Here is a 14,961-nt window from a genome sequence, read left to right on the forward strand (position 1 = left end):
AGCTAGGCTGCTGCATGGCAACCTAGCTTTTGTCATGCTTATGGCGACTCCAAAATACTTCCGTCACTGCCGTCGTCAACCTTTGATTCTACGCTTGTCATTGATTTCATTAACTCCGTTACGGTCACGAATTGAAAACCCCGTTTATCCAGTTCGTACAGTATCGTCTCCAAGGCTTTGACTGTCTGCTGAGAACCAGGAATGTAATCATGCAGCAATACAATGTCACCGTTTCTTGCGTTATTCAAAACTTTGTTTACAATTTTGTTCACGCCAGGGCTTCGCCAATCATTTGTATCTTGATGCCACGACCACAAAATCGTTGTGTAACCTAATGTTTTCGCAACCTGAATTGAATTTTCATTGTAATAGCCTCCGGGCGGGCGAAATAAAAGCGGCTTTTTCCCCGTCAAGGCTTCTAACGCATTTTCAGTTTTTACAATCTCATCTCGAATAGTCGCTTGGCTTATCGATTTCAAGAAGTAAACATGATTAAACGTATGATTGGCTACCTCATGCCCTTCTGCAATTTCTCGCTTAATTGTTTCCGGGTAAAGCTTCACCTTGTTGCCCAGTACAAAAAAGGTTGCTTTCGCATTGTATTTCTGCAACAAATCGAGAATAACTTCCGTTGTTTTCGGATATGGCCCATCGTCAAAGGTTAAAGCAATTTTCTTATCCTCCGTAGGAACCTCCCACACAATTTCCCCCCGCTTCTCATAAAAAAAACGGTCCTTTTTAATTGGTGCTGAGAAACCTACCAAAAAAACGAACATGAGCAGCAATAGCAGGCCACGCTTACTAATGGACAACGGATTTCCTCCTAGCGGCTTATCGATATGTATGACGAGATGGATTCGGCAGCTCCATAAGGAGCTGCCGATATCAAATCTTATTAACGGAGCGGAGCGGTTATTGCATTGCCAATATCGCGAATCATGATGGTCACGTCATTCGCTAACGTCTTCAATGGATGACCGTTAGTCATGCTCGTGTTCATCGATTGTATTTTCTTATGCATACCTTGATCGGATGTCACATGAATGTTGTACTCCGGATATTGACCTTTTAAGGCAGCATGCACTTGTTTCTCAATAATTGCTTTTTTGCCGATGTTATCAACATCTAGGCCTACGATTGCATCTTTATTATGAATGACGACTGTTGCTTTTTTCACACCGCTAACTTGCTTAGCACGATTCGCTAATTGACCAGCGCTTTTATTATGATCCATTCCGAGGCGATGTACCGTTCCATCGGTGCCATTCATTCGATTTGTGCCATTGAGACTGTTGGTTCCATTCATTCCATCACCGTCAATACCGTAGGTGCGGTTAGCACTATAAGGATTGGCGCTATATGAATTGTTATTATTCACTAAAGGATCGACACCATATGCTCTATTATCCAAATTGTTATATCTTCTATCCGTCATATTAGTGCCGTGAGGAACCATTTTTGATTCAATACGATTCATGTCGTTTTTAACTCTCATCGATTTTTGGTTCACCGTATGGTTTTGACCACATGCCGATATCGAAAATCCAATAGCAAGCACCATAACTGAAGTAAGAACCGGTTTTAAATGTTTTTTCACTACATAACACCTCCTGTTTAATGATAATAAGTTGTGCTAAATGTGATCATTCATACATGGGAAAAATATTTCAAGCAGCAACGGCATTTAAGATAACCTTTTTATTCGTTTATAAAGCACCTCAGGCGTAATATCGGGACTGCCTGCATTAATGCGCGGTATTTCCAATTTATTAATCCCTTTTTTGGCCAATCCAGGTTTTGTTGTATAGCCATAAATAACGCCTGCCCCCAGCATCGTTGGAAACAAAGTCTTAGAATAGATGCCAAAAGGATAGCTGATCGAATCCGGATTTTTCACCCCTGCTTTTCTCAGAAGGTTTATGCATGCTGCAGTGTCCTGCTTGACGCGTGATTTATGAAGCTCCAGTGCATTTTTCCCTCCGGCTTTTTTATTTACATAAGTTAATGCGCTTTTCTCCCCAACCTTCTGATGCAATTGATTGGTATGGCATTGAAAATCGATACTTGTTGATTTGGCCATCATTTGTTTTAATTGCTCGTAAGACAAATGCGGTATCGTCTGAGATGGCTTCTCTAAATAGCTTGTAATCGTAAAATTAACTGCTGGAATAGATAATTCTTTTAGGATCGGATAAGCCACTTTGTAAAAACTTTCATATCCGTCATCAAACGTAATCAATACGGCATTGCTCGGTACGGCGCCGCCAGCCAAAAAATGATGAAAGTCCTCCAGTCTAATGAACTGGTAGCCCTTGCTCCTTAAATAAATTAGCTGATCTCGAAAGAGCATCGACGAAATCGTCGAAGAACTTGAATCTTTATCGTGAACATGATGATACATTAGAACAGCGACTTTATCCTTATACACACCAGAAGAGCTCTTTGCCGAAACAGAGGAGGAACTTATAAGTATTAGAAAAGCCAGGCTCAGCATGAAGGTCATTCGAAAAATGATGTTCATTTTGTCGATTTGCTCCTTTCTAATGAACTCAGCTGTTCTCAAATTTTTGCTGTATCCTCTGGAGGGCCATAGTCATAAGGTCTGCAAAGCACCAGCAATCATACATGGTAAAAGTAGCTTCCAGTCCTTAAAATAACAGGCTTCCAATCCTCCCAAGCAAGGATGGTTTTTTTTGCACGCAAAAAAGGAACAGTATCCGCATTCTACATAAGCGGTTAACTGTTCCCTCTACATTTGATTTTCCATCGTTTAATCCTCAACGTTTCTTACATCTACAGATACATGCAATATTTGCTCGCCCGTGCCTCTATATACACCTTTAACCGGCACAATATCTTTATAATCCCGCCCGTGCCCAAGCTTTACATAACGCTCTCCAACAGGATCAACGTTAGTCGGATCAAAGCTGCACCAGCCTAGTCCGGGCACAAACGCTTCAACCCAAGCATGCGAAGCTTGCTCGAAATCAGCGCTTCCTCCCTGCAAATCACCAACAAAGTGATATCCGCTTACGTATCTGGCTGGGATGCCAAACGCTCTGCAGCTTGCGATCATTAAATGCGCAAAATCCTGACATACGCCGCGTTTGCTCAAAAACATATCCGATGTTTTCGTCTTTACATCTGTCGCTTCAGGATCATAAATGAACTCGCTCCTAATCTTTGTAGACAGCGCACTTAGCCAATCGAGAACGCTTGCTTGACTGCTCGAGCTTGCGCTCAAAATTTCACCAGCAAATTGCTCCACCTCAGACGTTACAGCTGTATATTCGGTCGTAAGCAAAAACTCGGTGAAACGGTTGGCAGCTTCATCTGTTCTTAACCAGTTCCATGCCTGCTCTGGCGGCCGCTTGCTTAAGTATTGTTCACGTTCCTCCGACGTTGGCGCCTGCTTCGTAACAACGGTCATAGATGTTCGAATGGTAAGCCGCTTATGGGGACCATTAACCGAGAACGCATGAACACGATTGCCAAAATAGTCCTCATAGGTGAACAAAGAGGCATTCGGTTCAATCGAAATCGCTTGCTGGTAACAGGACTGTCTTTCATTGGTGCTGGGCGTTAGTCTAATTTCATTGACACTGTCCGTCACTGACTCTGCATACTCGTACTGCGTGACATGTGAAATACTGAGCTTCATGCGCTTGCCTCCCCCATACGAAAAAAGGTTTTGGCAAAAGCCATCCCAAGCTGCTGACAAGCATCCAGCAAATGAGCAACGATCGTTCCATTCCGATCAATGACCATATCCTCTCGCTCAAGACACGCCAAATCCGCTTTCACCTTGCTCACTTGGCGGATTACTTTCTCATGTGCAGTGCGAAGCTGTTTATCCTGCAGTTCAATATGCCGCATATGCTCATCAAGGGTATGCAGCGCAAAATGAAGAGACCGCGGAAACACGCCATTAAGAACAACAAATTCAACGATCGACTCCACAGAGATGCCATCAGCATAATAACGACGAAACGCTTGATAGCCGCTAACCGAGCGCAGTACGGCCTGCAAATAAGGATATGCCCTTGCATTGTCCCAATCCTCGCCGCTAGCTGCGTTGCCCACTGCCTTAATGATGCGCAGCGTATTCTCAGAGCGCTCCAAGTATCGCCCGCATTCAATGAAATGCCATTCATTTTCCCTTGGCATGACGGATTGGCTGACCCCTTGAAAAAGCGCCGTCCATTCCTTGATTCTCCCGAAAAACAAATGCGGAGATTCACGCAGCAAATCATCCGGCTGCTTCTCCCGCAGCCACAAATAAAAAGCATTTGTTGCATCCCACATTTCACTTGGCACCTTCTCGCGCAATGTACGAAGATTGCCGCGAGCATGACTGACGCAAGAAACTAAAGAGTTCGGATTATCACGATCAAGCGTCGTGTAGAACAGAACATCACGTTCATTGTAGCTGCTATATTGCTGTTCATAAGCCTCTCGGCTGCCAAGAGCATCTACGATTCTTGCCCATTTCGAATAAGAAACTATTTCGTCACCCTCCAGCATTCCTTTTAGGCTTGGCGTGTCGTCATCAACCTGAAGGTGGTAATGAACATCAATTAATCTAGCATGATTCTCAGCACGCTCCATGTAGCGGCCTATCCAAAACAACGCTTCTGCATTCCGGTTCAGCATAGCAATCCCTCCTGTTAATTATCGTTTTAGGACCCACGTATCCTTGACTCCGCCGCCCTGAGAAGAGTTGACTACAAGTGAACCTTCCTTCATCGCAACACGTGTTAAACCGCCCGGAATGACGTGCGTCTCTTCACCCATCAAAGCAAAAGCGCGCAAATCAATATGCCGAGGCGTCATGCCGCCATCCACCATAACCGGCGCTCGCGAGAGCTTCATCGTCGTCTGGGCGATGTATCGCTCAGGTTCCCGCTTAATAGCTTCAGCAAATGCATGAATCTCGGGCAGGGAAGCGCTTGGACCAATCAACATGCCATAGCCCCCCGAAAGCGATGTCTCCTTTACGACGAGCTGATCCAAATGTTCCAGCACGTAATCACGTTCCTCCTTGCGCGTTAAAATGTACGTTGGAACGTTATGCAAAAGAGGCTCTTCTCCCAAATAGTAACGAATCATGTCTGGAACATACGCGTAAACGGCTTTATCGTCCGCCACGCCTGTTCCCGGCGCATTAGCGATCGCTACATTTCCGGCACGATAAGCGTTCATGAGTCCAGGTACACCAAGAAAGGAATCCGGCTGAAAAGCAAGCGGATCAAGAAAGTCATCATCGATGCGTCGATAAATAACATCCACTTGACGAAGTCCGCGCAAATCACGCAAATAAATTTTGTGGTCTTTGTATACGAGGTCCCTGCCTTCAACGAGGTGAATGCCCATCTGCTGCGCCAAAAAGGTATGTTCATAATAAGCTGAATTATAAGCACCAGGAGTGAGCAGCACGATCAGGGGGTCACGCTTGCCGCTTGGAGAAAGCGCGCGAAGTGAGCTTAGAAAACAATTTAGGCTGCGGTCAATACTTTGTACTGAGCTTGATAAATACAAATCATGAAATAGCTCATTCATTAACGTTCTGCCTTTAAACAAATAAGAAAAGCCTGATGGAGATCGCAAATTATCCTCCAGCACATAATATCGACCCTTCTCATCACGAATCAAATCAATGCCCGATGCTGTAATATATACACCGCCTGGAACATGTAGACCAGCCATTTCAGGGCGAAAATAAGTATTTGAAACAATCATTCTACGAGGAATGATACCGTCTGCTACAATTTTTTGTCCGTGATATACATCATGAAGGAATGCATTCAAAGCTTTGATTCGCTGCCTTACTCCTCGGTCAACGCCATCCCATTCATGCTTCGGTATGACGCGAGGGATATAATCGAACGGAATCGTTCGCTCAAGCGGCTCATTTTGCGCACCGCTGTACAGCGTGAAGGTAATGCCCTCCTCCATCATTCTTTGATTAATCGCGTTTTGCCTCACTGCAAGCTCAGTTGGATTCATTCTTCCGAATAATCGATGAACGCTTTCGTAGTGGTTACGAACAGAAAAGTCCTTATCGAACATTTCATCGTAAAAGGTCTGAGCATCGTAATATTGCGATTGCGACTGTTTGGCCGTCGACATGACAACCGCCTCCTTCATGATGGCCGCTATACCAGTTTGGTACTAGCTTGGTGAAAAATCGATCAAATTTGTTGGTTTAACGTTAAAAAACTTAACATTAATTCCATAATTGTATCGGAATGTTAGGATAATCATACTAAATTCTGAATATTGTGTCAACTTATATAACACGAAAGCAGGAACCCTCAAATGAGAGAATTCCTGCTTTTTCTGAGCTGCATTTCCTATTCGGATTGGTTTAATTGCTGCAAATCCTTTGTAACTTTATCAACCATATTAACGAATGAAGCCAGTTCTTGGGATCGAGCTGCTTGATTACGGGCCTCAACCGAGGTTTGCTCCGATTCAAGGCGCACTGCGGATAGCTTCTTATCGATTTCCTCAAGCTTTGACTGTATCCCTTCAAGTGCGTTCCTTGATGAAGCGGCCAGCTTGCGCACTTCATTCGCAACAACCTCGAAGCCTCTCCCATTTTCGCCAGCTCTCGCAGCTTCTATCGCAGCATTAAGACCTAACAAATGCGTCTGATCCGATATGCCTCGAATCAAAGTTCCCATTTCGTTAATGCCTTCAAGCTCTTCACGAAGCTCACCTAATAGTGTATGCGTCTTATCCTGAGATTGCGAAGTCGAAATCGCAGTTGCCGCAATCGATTGTGCACCCTCGTCCAATTCAAACATAAGTGAAGCAAGCTCTTGCACAGCACTCGTAACAGTCGTCAGCATGATGGAACGATTGTCTGCCAGCTCTTGAATTTTTTTCTGTTCATGCTGATTGTAAGCTTCAAGCACGAATTGCGAGTCCAGATTAAACAATTTCGTCAAAGCATGCACAACATCCTTCCAGCGTTCAGGAAGAACTCTTTTCAGTACGTTCGTCGATATGTCCAGATAAGTCATATATGTACCCAAATACCAGTCCGTTGTCAACCCAATTCGGGAATGAACAGCGCCTATTTTAATGCGGTTATCAATGTAAGCTTGGTCGATTACCCCCTCGGTAAGCGACATGTAATACCATATCTGCGTTTCCTTCAAACGTTCAATGGTGCTTACATTAGAAATAATAGCGACAAGCTCCGGCTGCTGGCCAATACTTTCATAAAACCGGTCGACCACTTCATGGACAATATTTTGAAAAATGGGCTTGCATTCCGCTAAAATTTTGAGATCCTTCTCCGTAATGCCCGTGTATTCAATCTGCTTCTTGCGCTCTGCTGATAAATTAATCAAAATAGCCCGACTCCTTCGGTATATAGTAGACCACTATTACCTATTATATCGGAAAATATTCAAGAAACAGTATGATCATCTCAAATTCTTTTTAAACCTAGAGGAAGAAAAGAAAAGCCGATAGACAATTGTCTATCAGCTTCTCTAATACTCAGGCCAATTTTTTATCGATTGAGCAAGCTTCCTACATAACGAAGCAATTCATTTGAACATACCGAGCAGTAGCTGTGCTCATCCATAAGACGTTTCGTTACTTCATTAATTCGCTTCAATTGACTCTCATCCGGTGTTTTTGTAGACGTCGTTATTTTCACAATATCTTTCAGATCAGCGAACAGCTTCTTCTCAACGGCTTCGCGCAACCGCTCGTGACTTGTAAAATCAAACTTTTTCCCTTTCCGCGAATAAGACGAGATTCGAATCAAAATCTCTTCGCGGAACGCTTTTTTCGCATTTTCGGAGACGCCAATTTGCTCCTCGATGGAACGCATGAGGCGCTCATCCGGATCCATTTCTTCGCCTGTCAGCGGATCTTTAATTTTTGCCCAGTTGCAATACGATTCAATGTTATCCAAGTAATTCTCAAATAAAGTGCGGGCAGATTCCTCATAGGAATATACGAATGCCTTCTGAATTTCTTTTTTCGCGAGCAGATCATATTCCTTACGAGCCACCGAGATGAAATTCAAGTAGCGCTCACGCTCATCCTTCGTAATGGAAGGATGATGATCCAATCCTTCCTTAAGCGCACGCAAAACATCAAGCGCATTAATACATTGTGTATCCTGTTTAATAAGCGCGCTGGAAATTCGGTTAATGACGTAGCGCGGATCAATACCTGTCATGCCTTCCTCTAAGTATTCGTTTTGCATTTCCTTCAAATCTGCTTCCTTGAACCCTTCTACTTCCTCGCCGTCGTACATCCGCATTTTTTTCACAAGATCCATGCCTTGCTTCTTCGTTTCCTTCAGCCTCGTTAAGATGGAGAAGATGGCAGCAGCACGCAGCGCATGCGGTGCGATATGGATATGGCGCATATCGCTTTGAGCGATTAGCTTCTTATAAATTTTTTCTTCGTCGGACACTCGCAAATTGTAAGGGACCGGCATAACGATCATCCTGGAGTGCAAAGCCTCATTTTTCTTATTGCTTATGAACGATTTGTACTCCGATTCATTCGTATGAGCAATAATAAGCTCATCCGCGCTGATCAAAGCGAATCGGCCTGCTTTAAAGTTGCCTTCCTGCGTCAGTGAGAGCAAGTTCCATAAAAACTTCTCATCACACTTGAGCATTTCTTGAAACTCCATCAATCCGCGATTTGCCTTATTAAGCTCACCGTCAAAACGATAGGCGCGAGGATCGGATTCTGACCCAAACTCCGTTATCGTTGAGAAATCGATGCTTCCTGTAAGATCGGCAATATCTTGTGACTTCGGATCGGATGGACTGAATGTGCCAATACCAACACGGTTATCCTCAGAAATAAACACCCGCTCAACGAGTACGTTTTCAATATCGCCGCTGTATTCCGTCGTAAGCCTCATTTGGCATGAAGGGCATAGATTCCCTTCAATTCGAACACTGAGCTCTTTTTCAATATCAAGCCGAAGCTCATGGGGAATAAGATGAAGCGGATCCTCATGCATCGGGCAGCCTTTAATCGCATAAACGGCTCCACGCTCAGTTCTGGAAAATTTCTCAAGACCTTTTTTGAGCATCGTAACGATCGTGGACTTTCCTCCGCTGACCGGACCCATTAACAATAGAATCCGTTTGCGAACCTCCAGCCTGCGAGCTGATGAATGGAAATATTCTTCAACCAGCTTCTCCACCGCACGATCCAGCCCAAAAATTTCTTGATCGAAAAATTTATACTGCTTGTTGCCGCCAACATCTTCCACCCCATGAGATTCAATCATTTCATAAACGCGAGAATGTGCTGTCATGGCCGGGGACGGGTCCTTCCTTAACAAATCAACGTAATCCTTGAATGTTCCTGTCCAAGCAAGTTTCTCGCTCTCAGCCTGATACTCCGATATTCGCTTGAAAATGTCCATACCGTGCCTCCTCCCATCGCTTCCGCATTCCACTTATCATTCTACGCCCGGGATTTGTCTCTAGACGCTCTATCGAGTGGTGCCAACTTTTATTGAGGTATTACATTCCTATGCTTATTCGAGGAGATAATTGCACACTATTTTTGTCCTTCATCCATCAAAAAACGACAAGTGCGCAAAATCCTTTGCTATAATGATTCATAAGCATCAATGGAAATGAACATGGAGAGGAGTTAGCAAACGTGGCAGTAGCACGCGAAGAAGAGCTCTACAAACCTATAAAAAAGTATTATGAGCAGCTTGGATATGCAGTAAAAAGCGAGGTCCTTCATTGCGATTTGGTCGCTATTCATCCTGAGCGAGCCGATACGATAATTGTCGAAATGAAAAAAACATTCAATCTCTCCTTGCTTTTGCAAGGGGTTGAACGTCTTCGATTAAATAGCCATGTCGTGCTGGCGGTAGAACGCAATCGAACGAAAAGCGGAGCGCACAACCAGCGCTTTGGCGATTTGACTGAACTGTGCCGAATGCTTGGGCTCGGCTTTATGACCGTCACCTTCTATAAAACAAAGCCGCCGGTCATCGATTGGTTATGTCAGCCGGGCGATCCGCCGCTGCGCGGAGTAAGACGCAAGAAGCAAGCACAATTGCTGACCGAATTTAAGGAGCGCAGCGGCGACTATAACGTCGGCGGCAGCACAGGCCGCAAGCTTGTTACAGCATACCGCGAGAAGGCTCTGCGCTGTGCTTATGCGCTTCACACCTCGGGACCACTAGCTCCGCGCGAGGTCGCAGCCATTACAGGCTATAGACGCAGCGGCGAAACGCTGCGCAGCAATTATTACGGCTGGTTCGATCGCATTGAACGCGGCAAATACAGCCTGCGCCCTGAGGGCGCGGCTGCATTATCTGAATATAGCAATGTTATCGCTGAATGGTCGGCAACGGTTAGCTCCGCCCCGTAAATTCGCCGATCGCTTCAACAAACCGCAATACGCCTTGTTCTGTACGCGCTCCTGTATTATACGTGTAATTCAACCTTGCAGTGTTGCGCTGTGGATGATCGGCATAGAAAGAGCTGCCCGGCACAAACGCAACCCCTTTTTGAACCGCACACCGCAGGAGCGCCTCTGCATCCAAACCGTCAGGCAGCTCCAGCCATAGGAACATGCCGCCTTTTGGTTTTACCCAAGTGACGCCCTCTATTGCCTGACGCTCAAGAAGCCCATGCATCTCAAGCATACGCTCGCCGTATGACTTTGAGATAAGACGGATATGACCATCGAGATCAAACCCTTTAAGCAATTGACTTAAAATTTGTTGATCGATCGTACTCGAGTGTAGATCGGCAGCTTGCTTAGCTTTGGCTACCATGTTGATTACTTCGCTATCTCCAATAGCCCAACCTGACCGCAGCGCAGGAGCTACCGTTTTAGAAAACGTACTCGTATAAAAAACCGCGCCGCCCTCTACTTGTCCTTCTAATGAGAACAGTGAAGGGAATTGCTCGCTCTCATCAAATTTTATGTCACCATAAGGATCATCTTCAATAATTGGCATTTCGTTTTGCTTGCAGAGAGCAAGTATTTTCTTCCTTCGCTCAACGCTCCATACACGTCCCGTAGGATTGCCGAATGTCGGTACAGCATAAAGCAGTTTCGGACGATGCTCGCGAATAAGACGCTCTGCATCCTCAGGAATGATTCCATGCTCATCACTCTCCGCTGCCACTACCTTTAAACCATGAAGAGCAAATACTTGCAAGCTTGCCAAGTAAGTAGGCTTCTCTACCAAGATTACATCTCCAGGCTCTGTAAGTACGCCAACGAGCAAATCAATCGCCTGCTGCGATCCTGTCGTCAGAATCATCTGATCTGGATTAACATGCATTTGCTTAACTGCCATTCGCTCACAAAGCTGCTCCCGCAGTGGCAAATACCCAGCTGTCAAACCATACTGCAATGCGCTTGCTCCAGCTGTAAATACACGGTCTGCTGCTTCGCGCACGGCTTGTACGGGGAACAGCTCCTCAGCTGGAAGTCCTCCAGCAAATGAGATCATTTCCTTTCCTTGCGTCAGCTTAAGTATATCCCTGACCGCTGAAGATTTAAGCTCTGATACTCTAGATGAAAAACGATAATTCATATTGATTGCTCCTCCTCGCAAGCTATATTGCTATGCTTATACTCTCTATGTTAACAATGTGTTCACAACTTTTAAAGTTTTCTTTTTTGCCATCGTTGGTTATAATAAAGACAGCATACTTGGAGGTGTCCCACAGATGAACTTTATTATCGTTATGACTGTGTTTGCATTGTTCATTACGGCGATGCTTACCAGCTCTTACAATGATGACAAAACAAAAGGACTATAAGCCTGCTTTATCCGCTTATAGCCAGCGCAACAAAAAAATGAAGCTTCCCGAAGAGCATCAATACTCTTCTCGGGAAGCTTCATTTCGTTATACAGCATGCAAAAACGCTGATTAGCGTTGCAGAACTGCCATTTCTTCCATGCATACACCACAAACATAGCGATCCTTGAAATCACGAACTTCAACCATTGAACCGCAAAAAACACACTTTGGACGGTAACGCTCCAAAATGATATGGTCACCTTGGACGAAAATTTCAACGGGATCGCCCTCGTTCATCAAATAACGTTTACGTAATGATTTTGGAAGTACAATACGTCCGAGTTGGTCCACTTTTCTTACTACACCTGCTGGTTTCATCACTTTCACCTCTTCTGTGTCTGGTTTCGCAAGCTATTTTTGAGAAACCTCTGCGTTATAGTCTTTCGATGGCACTTCAGTATTTCCTTCCTAATTTAATAATTTCTTAATATCCTGCAATAATTCTTTTTATTAGAGCAAAAAAATTCCAAAAAATGAGAAATAAATCAACATTTTTAATCGAGTCCTGGAAAATGATTTTGTCTAAGCGCTTCATACACGATAATTGCTGCAGAATTGGACAGATTAAGTGATCGCACTTTATCCGTCATCGGCAATCTAATGCAAGTTTCTATATTCGCATCTATAAGCTCCTGTGGCAAGCCCTTTGTTTCTTTTCCGAATACAAAGAAATCGCCATCCTGATACTCGAACTGTGAATACGTCTTCTTCGCTTTTGTACTTGCGTAGAAGAATCGGCCTTGCGGATAACTTGCGAGCACCTCATCGAAGGAATCATGATACTCGATATGTACCGAGTGCCAATAATCGAGTCCCGCCCTCTTCAAGGTACGATCGTCCGTATCAAAGCCAAGTGGTCTTACCAAATGCAAAATAGTGCCGGTTGCAGCGCATGTACGAGAAATATTACCTGTATTTGCAGGAATTTCTGGTTCTACCAAAACAATATGAAATGGCATAGTTTTGTTTCTCACCTCTCATTTTGCCTATTATACACGAAAATGACGAATATTTTTACACCCACTTTACGTACCGTTAATCTCAAGCATAATTTCAACCTTCATAATAGAACCATAATAGGCGGAAACACATGGAGGAGAGCTGAATCATGCGAAAAAAAATTTTGATCGTGGATGACGAACCATCTATTTCAATGTTGATTGAATTTAACTTAAAGCTGGCAGGTTATGATGTACGTTGTGTAGGTGATGGTGAAGCTGTATTCGAAATGCTTAAGCCTTTCCGTCCCGACTTAATTGTTCTAGATCTCATGCTGCCAAAAATGGATGGACTCCAAGTTTGCCGCGAGCTGCGCAAGCAAAGCAATGCAGTACCCATCGTTATGCTGACTGCACTTCAAGACGTAACCGATAAAATAGCTGGGCTTGATAATGGTGCCGATGACTATATGACTAAACCTTTTAGCCCGCAAGAGCTTGTTTCTCGTATTCAAGCTATATTCCGCCGAGTTCAATCGCTTCCAGGCACTGCTGATGATACAACGTTCAACATTGGCCGCTTGAAGGTTCAGGTTGAACAGCGTGAAGTATTCATAGACGGCAAATCCGTTGAGCTTACGCCAAAGGAATTTGAACTGCTATTGTTCCTATGCCGCCACAAAGGAAAAGTGCTTAGTCGCCAGCAGCTGCTGCACGGCGTATGGGATTACCATTTCCTCGGTGACACACGAATCGTCGACGTTCATATTAGCCATCTGCGCGACAAGATCGAGAAAAACGCACGGACGCCGGAATATATTATGACCGTCCGCAATGTCGGTTATAAATTAAACGGTCCTCATATTGCTGAGAGCAGTCTTGCCCAAGCTTAATGAACTTATAACGTCTATACCCAAAAAAACAGCCTGCTTCTATATTAGAAGCAGGCTGTTTCTATTCTAGCAATAATAGGCGTGAAATCAAAACTACTTATTAACCGTTCCGTTTTTGGAAGTCAGCCATGAATTGTGCAAGCGCCTGACAGCTCTCAAGCGGAACCGCATTGTACGTTGAAGCTCTTAGGCCGCCAACATCGCGATGACCCTTCAAGCCTTCAAAACCTTCTTTCAACGACTCCTTAACGAACAGAGCCTCAAGCTCCTCCGTTTGAATACGGAAAGTAATATTCATAAGCGAACGGCTTTGCGGCTGAGCACAGCCCGTGTAGAAGCCGCTGCTTTGATCGATAGCGTCATAGATCAGCTTCGTTTTGTCGCGGTTGTACTGTTCAAGCTGAGAAACTCCGCCTTTTGCCTTGATCCACTCCAGAACCAGCTTCACCATATATACCGAGAAAGACGGCGGTGTATTGTACAACGAGCCGCTCTTCGCATGCGTGCTGTAACGGAACATCGTTGGAATCGTTTTGTTGCTGCTCTCGATAAGATCCTTACGAATGATGACAACGGTAACGCCTGATGGACCTAGATTTTTTTGTGCGCCGGCATAAATGACGCCAAATTTGCTTACATCAATCGGTCTGCTCAAAATATCACTGGACATATCCGCTATAAGTGGCACATCACCAGTATCAGGGAATTCTTGGAACTGCGTTCCGCCGATCGTTTCATTTGATGTTAAATGTACATAGGAAGCATTGCCCGGTACTTCAATTTCTGACAAAGTCGGCATACGCATAAATTTGTCAGCTTCAGTCGAAGCGGCAATAACCGTTTCTCCGACAAGTTTCGCTTCTTTAAGCGCTTTGTCAGCCCAAGCTCCTGTCATGACGTAAGCGCCTGGCTTGCCAGGCTGCAGAAGATTCAGAGGAAGCATAGCAAACTGTGTGCTCGCGCCGCCTTGCAGCAATAAAACTTCATAGTTTTCTGGAATTCCGAACAATTCACGAAGCAGGGCTTGCGATTGATTGTTCACTTCTTCATACATTTTGCTGCGGTGAGACATTTCCATAATGGACATCCCTGCGCCCTGATAATCAACAAATTGCTCTTGGGCTTGCTTCAGCACCTCAAGTGGTATTGCGGCTGGTCCTGCATTAAAATTAAATGCTCGTGTCATCTTCGGATACCCACCTCTGTTTCTTTATTTATGATATGGATATGATAGCAATTTTGAAGGGCTGCATCAAGTGTATTCCGCATATTAAATAAATTAAAAGTCGA

At 44.5% G+C, this 14,961-nt stretch carries 14 protein-coding genes; 2 read left to right on the forward strand and 12 right to left on the reverse strand.

Annotation, left to right across the window (positions count from 1 at the left end; all coding sequences use genetic code 11):
- Nucleotides 1-38: 38 nt before the first annotated feature.
- The 8 genes from AC0VYE_RS25785 to AC0VYE_RS25820 all read right to left on the reverse strand — a co-directional run bounded on the left by AC0VYE_RS25785 (nucleotide 39) and on the right by AC0VYE_RS25820 (nucleotide 9,421).
- Nucleotides 39-812, reverse strand: a complete 774-nt coding sequence (locus tag AC0VYE_RS25785) for a polysaccharide deacetylase family protein (protein WP_256710856.1) — start codon at nucleotides 810-812, stop codon at nucleotides 39-41.
- An 83-nt stretch (nucleotides 813-895) separates the two neighbouring features.
- Nucleotides 896-1,597, reverse strand: a complete 702-nt coding sequence (locus tag AC0VYE_RS25790; protein ID WP_475443383.1) for a YhcN/YlaJ family sporulation lipoprotein — start codon at nucleotides 1,595-1,597, stop codon at nucleotides 896-898.
- 87 nt (nucleotides 1,598-1,684) lie between these two features.
- Nucleotides 1,685-2,521, reverse strand: a complete 837-nt coding sequence (locus AC0VYE_RS25795; protein ID WP_475443385.1) for a polysaccharide deacetylase family protein — start codon at nucleotides 2,519-2,521, stop codon at nucleotides 1,685-1,687.
- A gap of 249 nt (nucleotides 2,522-2,770) precedes the next feature.
- Nucleotides 2,771-3,661, reverse strand: coding sequence for a transglutaminase family protein (locus AC0VYE_RS25800; protein WP_076267615.1), 891 nt, complete (start codon nucleotides 3,659-3,661; stop codon nucleotides 2,771-2,773).
- On the reverse strand, nucleotides 3,658-4,653 hold the full coding sequence (locus AC0VYE_RS25805) for an alpha-E domain-containing protein (protein WP_475443387.1): 996 nt from the start codon (nucleotides 4,651-4,653) through the stop codon (nucleotides 3,658-3,660). The genes AC0VYE_RS25800 and AC0VYE_RS25805 overlap by 4 nt, the downstream gene beginning before the upstream one ends.
- Nucleotides 4,654-4,671: 18 nt before the next feature.
- On the reverse strand, nucleotides 4,672-6,129 hold the full coding sequence (locus tag AC0VYE_RS25810; protein WP_076267613.1) for a circularly permuted type 2 ATP-grasp protein: 1,458 nt from the start codon (nucleotides 6,127-6,129) through the stop codon (nucleotides 4,672-4,674).
- A gap of 224 nt (nucleotides 6,130-6,353) precedes the next feature.
- A complete protein-coding gene (locus AC0VYE_RS25815) occupies nucleotides 6,354-7,361 on the reverse strand; it encodes a protoglobin domain-containing protein (RefSeq protein WP_475443390.1) in 1,008 nt (335 codons plus the stop codon).
- Between the two features lie 164 nt (nucleotides 7,362-7,525).
- Nucleotides 7,526-9,421 carry a PrkA family serine protein kinase gene (locus AC0VYE_RS25820; protein ID WP_076267611.1) on the reverse strand — a complete coding sequence of 632 codons (1,896 nt, stop codon included), beginning with the start codon at nucleotides 9,419-9,421 and terminating at the stop codon, nucleotides 7,526-7,528.
- 242 nt (nucleotides 9,422-9,663) lie between these two features.
- Here AC0VYE_RS25820 and AC0VYE_RS25825 point away from each other — a divergent pair, with 242 nt between their 5' ends.
- Nucleotides 9,664-10,389, forward strand: a complete 726-nt coding sequence (locus tag AC0VYE_RS25825) for a DUF2161 family putative PD-(D/E)XK-type phosphodiesterase (protein WP_475443392.1) — start codon at nucleotides 9,664-9,666, stop codon at nucleotides 10,387-10,389.
- Here AC0VYE_RS25825 and AC0VYE_RS25830 read toward each other — a convergent pair.
- The 3 genes from AC0VYE_RS25830 to trmL all read right to left on the reverse strand — a co-directional run bounded on the left by AC0VYE_RS25830 (nucleotide 10,373) and on the right by trmL (nucleotide 12,799).
- Nucleotides 10,373-11,569, reverse strand: coding sequence for an aminotransferase-like domain-containing protein (locus tag AC0VYE_RS25830; RefSeq protein WP_475443394.1), 1,197 nt, complete (start codon nucleotides 11,567-11,569; stop codon nucleotides 10,373-10,375). The genes AC0VYE_RS25825 and AC0VYE_RS25830 overlap by 17 nt on opposite strands.
- Before the next feature lie 340 nt (nucleotides 11,570-11,909).
- Nucleotides 11,910-12,158, reverse strand: coding sequence for an AbrB/MazE/SpoVT family DNA-binding domain-containing protein (locus tag AC0VYE_RS25835; RefSeq protein ID WP_054023539.1), 249 nt, complete (start codon nucleotides 12,156-12,158; stop codon nucleotides 11,910-11,912).
- 176 nt (nucleotides 12,159-12,334) lie between these two features.
- On the reverse strand, nucleotides 12,335-12,799 hold the full coding sequence (gene trmL / locus AC0VYE_RS25840; RefSeq protein WP_339204382.1) for a tRNA (uridine(34)/cytosine(34)/5-carboxymethylaminomethyluridine(34)-2'-O)-methyltransferase TrmL: 465 nt from the start codon (nucleotides 12,797-12,799) through the stop codon (nucleotides 12,335-12,337).
- A 149-nt stretch (nucleotides 12,800-12,948) separates the two neighbouring features.
- Between trmL and AC0VYE_RS25845 the strand changes: the two genes are divergently transcribed.
- Nucleotides 12,949-13,671, forward strand: coding sequence for a response regulator transcription factor (locus AC0VYE_RS25845; RefSeq protein WP_076267607.1), 723 nt, complete (start codon nucleotides 12,949-12,951; stop codon nucleotides 13,669-13,671).
- 100 nt (nucleotides 13,672-13,771) lie between these two features.
- Here the strand turns inward: AC0VYE_RS25845 and serC are convergent, their stop codons facing one another.
- Nucleotides 13,772-14,857, reverse strand: a complete 1,086-nt coding sequence (gene serC, locus AC0VYE_RS25850; RefSeq protein WP_475443397.1) for a 3-phosphoserine/phosphohydroxythreonine transaminase — start codon at nucleotides 14,855-14,857, stop codon at nucleotides 13,772-13,774.
- Nucleotides 14,858-14,961 lie beyond the last annotated feature (104 nt).

The sequence above is a fragment of the Pristimantibacillus sp. Z349TD_6 genome (assembly GCF_056173205.1).

Bases quoted from the DNA above. Each gene is read 5' to 3' on its own strand.
- AC0VYE_RS25795 (WP_475443385.1), bottom strand. From the start codon at position 2,521: ATGAACATCATTTTTCGAATGACCTTCATGCTGAGCCTGGCTTTTCTA.
- AC0VYE_RS25800 (WP_076267615.1), bottom strand. From the start codon at position 3,661: ATGAAGCTCAGTATTTCACATGTCACGCAGTACGAGTATGCAGAGTCA.
- AC0VYE_RS25805 (WP_475443387.1), bottom strand. From the start codon at position 4,653: ATGCTGAACCGGAATGCAGAAGCGTTGTTTTGGATAGGCCGCTACATG.
- AC0VYE_RS25810 (WP_076267613.1), bottom strand. From the start codon at position 6,129: ATGTCGACGGCCAAACAGTCGCAATCGCAATATTACGATGCTCAGACC.
- AC0VYE_RS25820 (WP_076267611.1), bottom strand. From the start codon at position 9,421: ATGGACATTTTCAAGCGAATATCGGAGTATCAGGCTGAGAGCGAGAAA.
- AC0VYE_RS25830 (WP_475443394.1), bottom strand. From the start codon at position 11,569: ATGAATTATCGTTTTTCATCTAGAGTATCAGAGCTTAAATCTTCAGCG.
- AC0VYE_RS25835 (WP_054023539.1), bottom strand. From the start codon at position 12,158: ATGAAACCAGCAGGTGTAGTAAGAAAAGTGGACCAACTCGGACGTATT.
- trmL (WP_339204382.1), bottom strand. From the start codon at position 12,799: ATGCCATTTCATATTGTTTTGGTAGAACCAGAAATTCCTGCAAATACA.
- AC0VYE_RS25845 (WP_076267607.1), top strand. From the start codon at position 12,949: ATGCGAAAAAAAATTTTGATCGTGGATGACGAACCATCTATTTCAATG.
- serC (WP_475443397.1), bottom strand. From the start codon at position 14,857: ATGACACGAGCATTTAATTTTAATGCAGGACCAGCCGCAATACCACTT.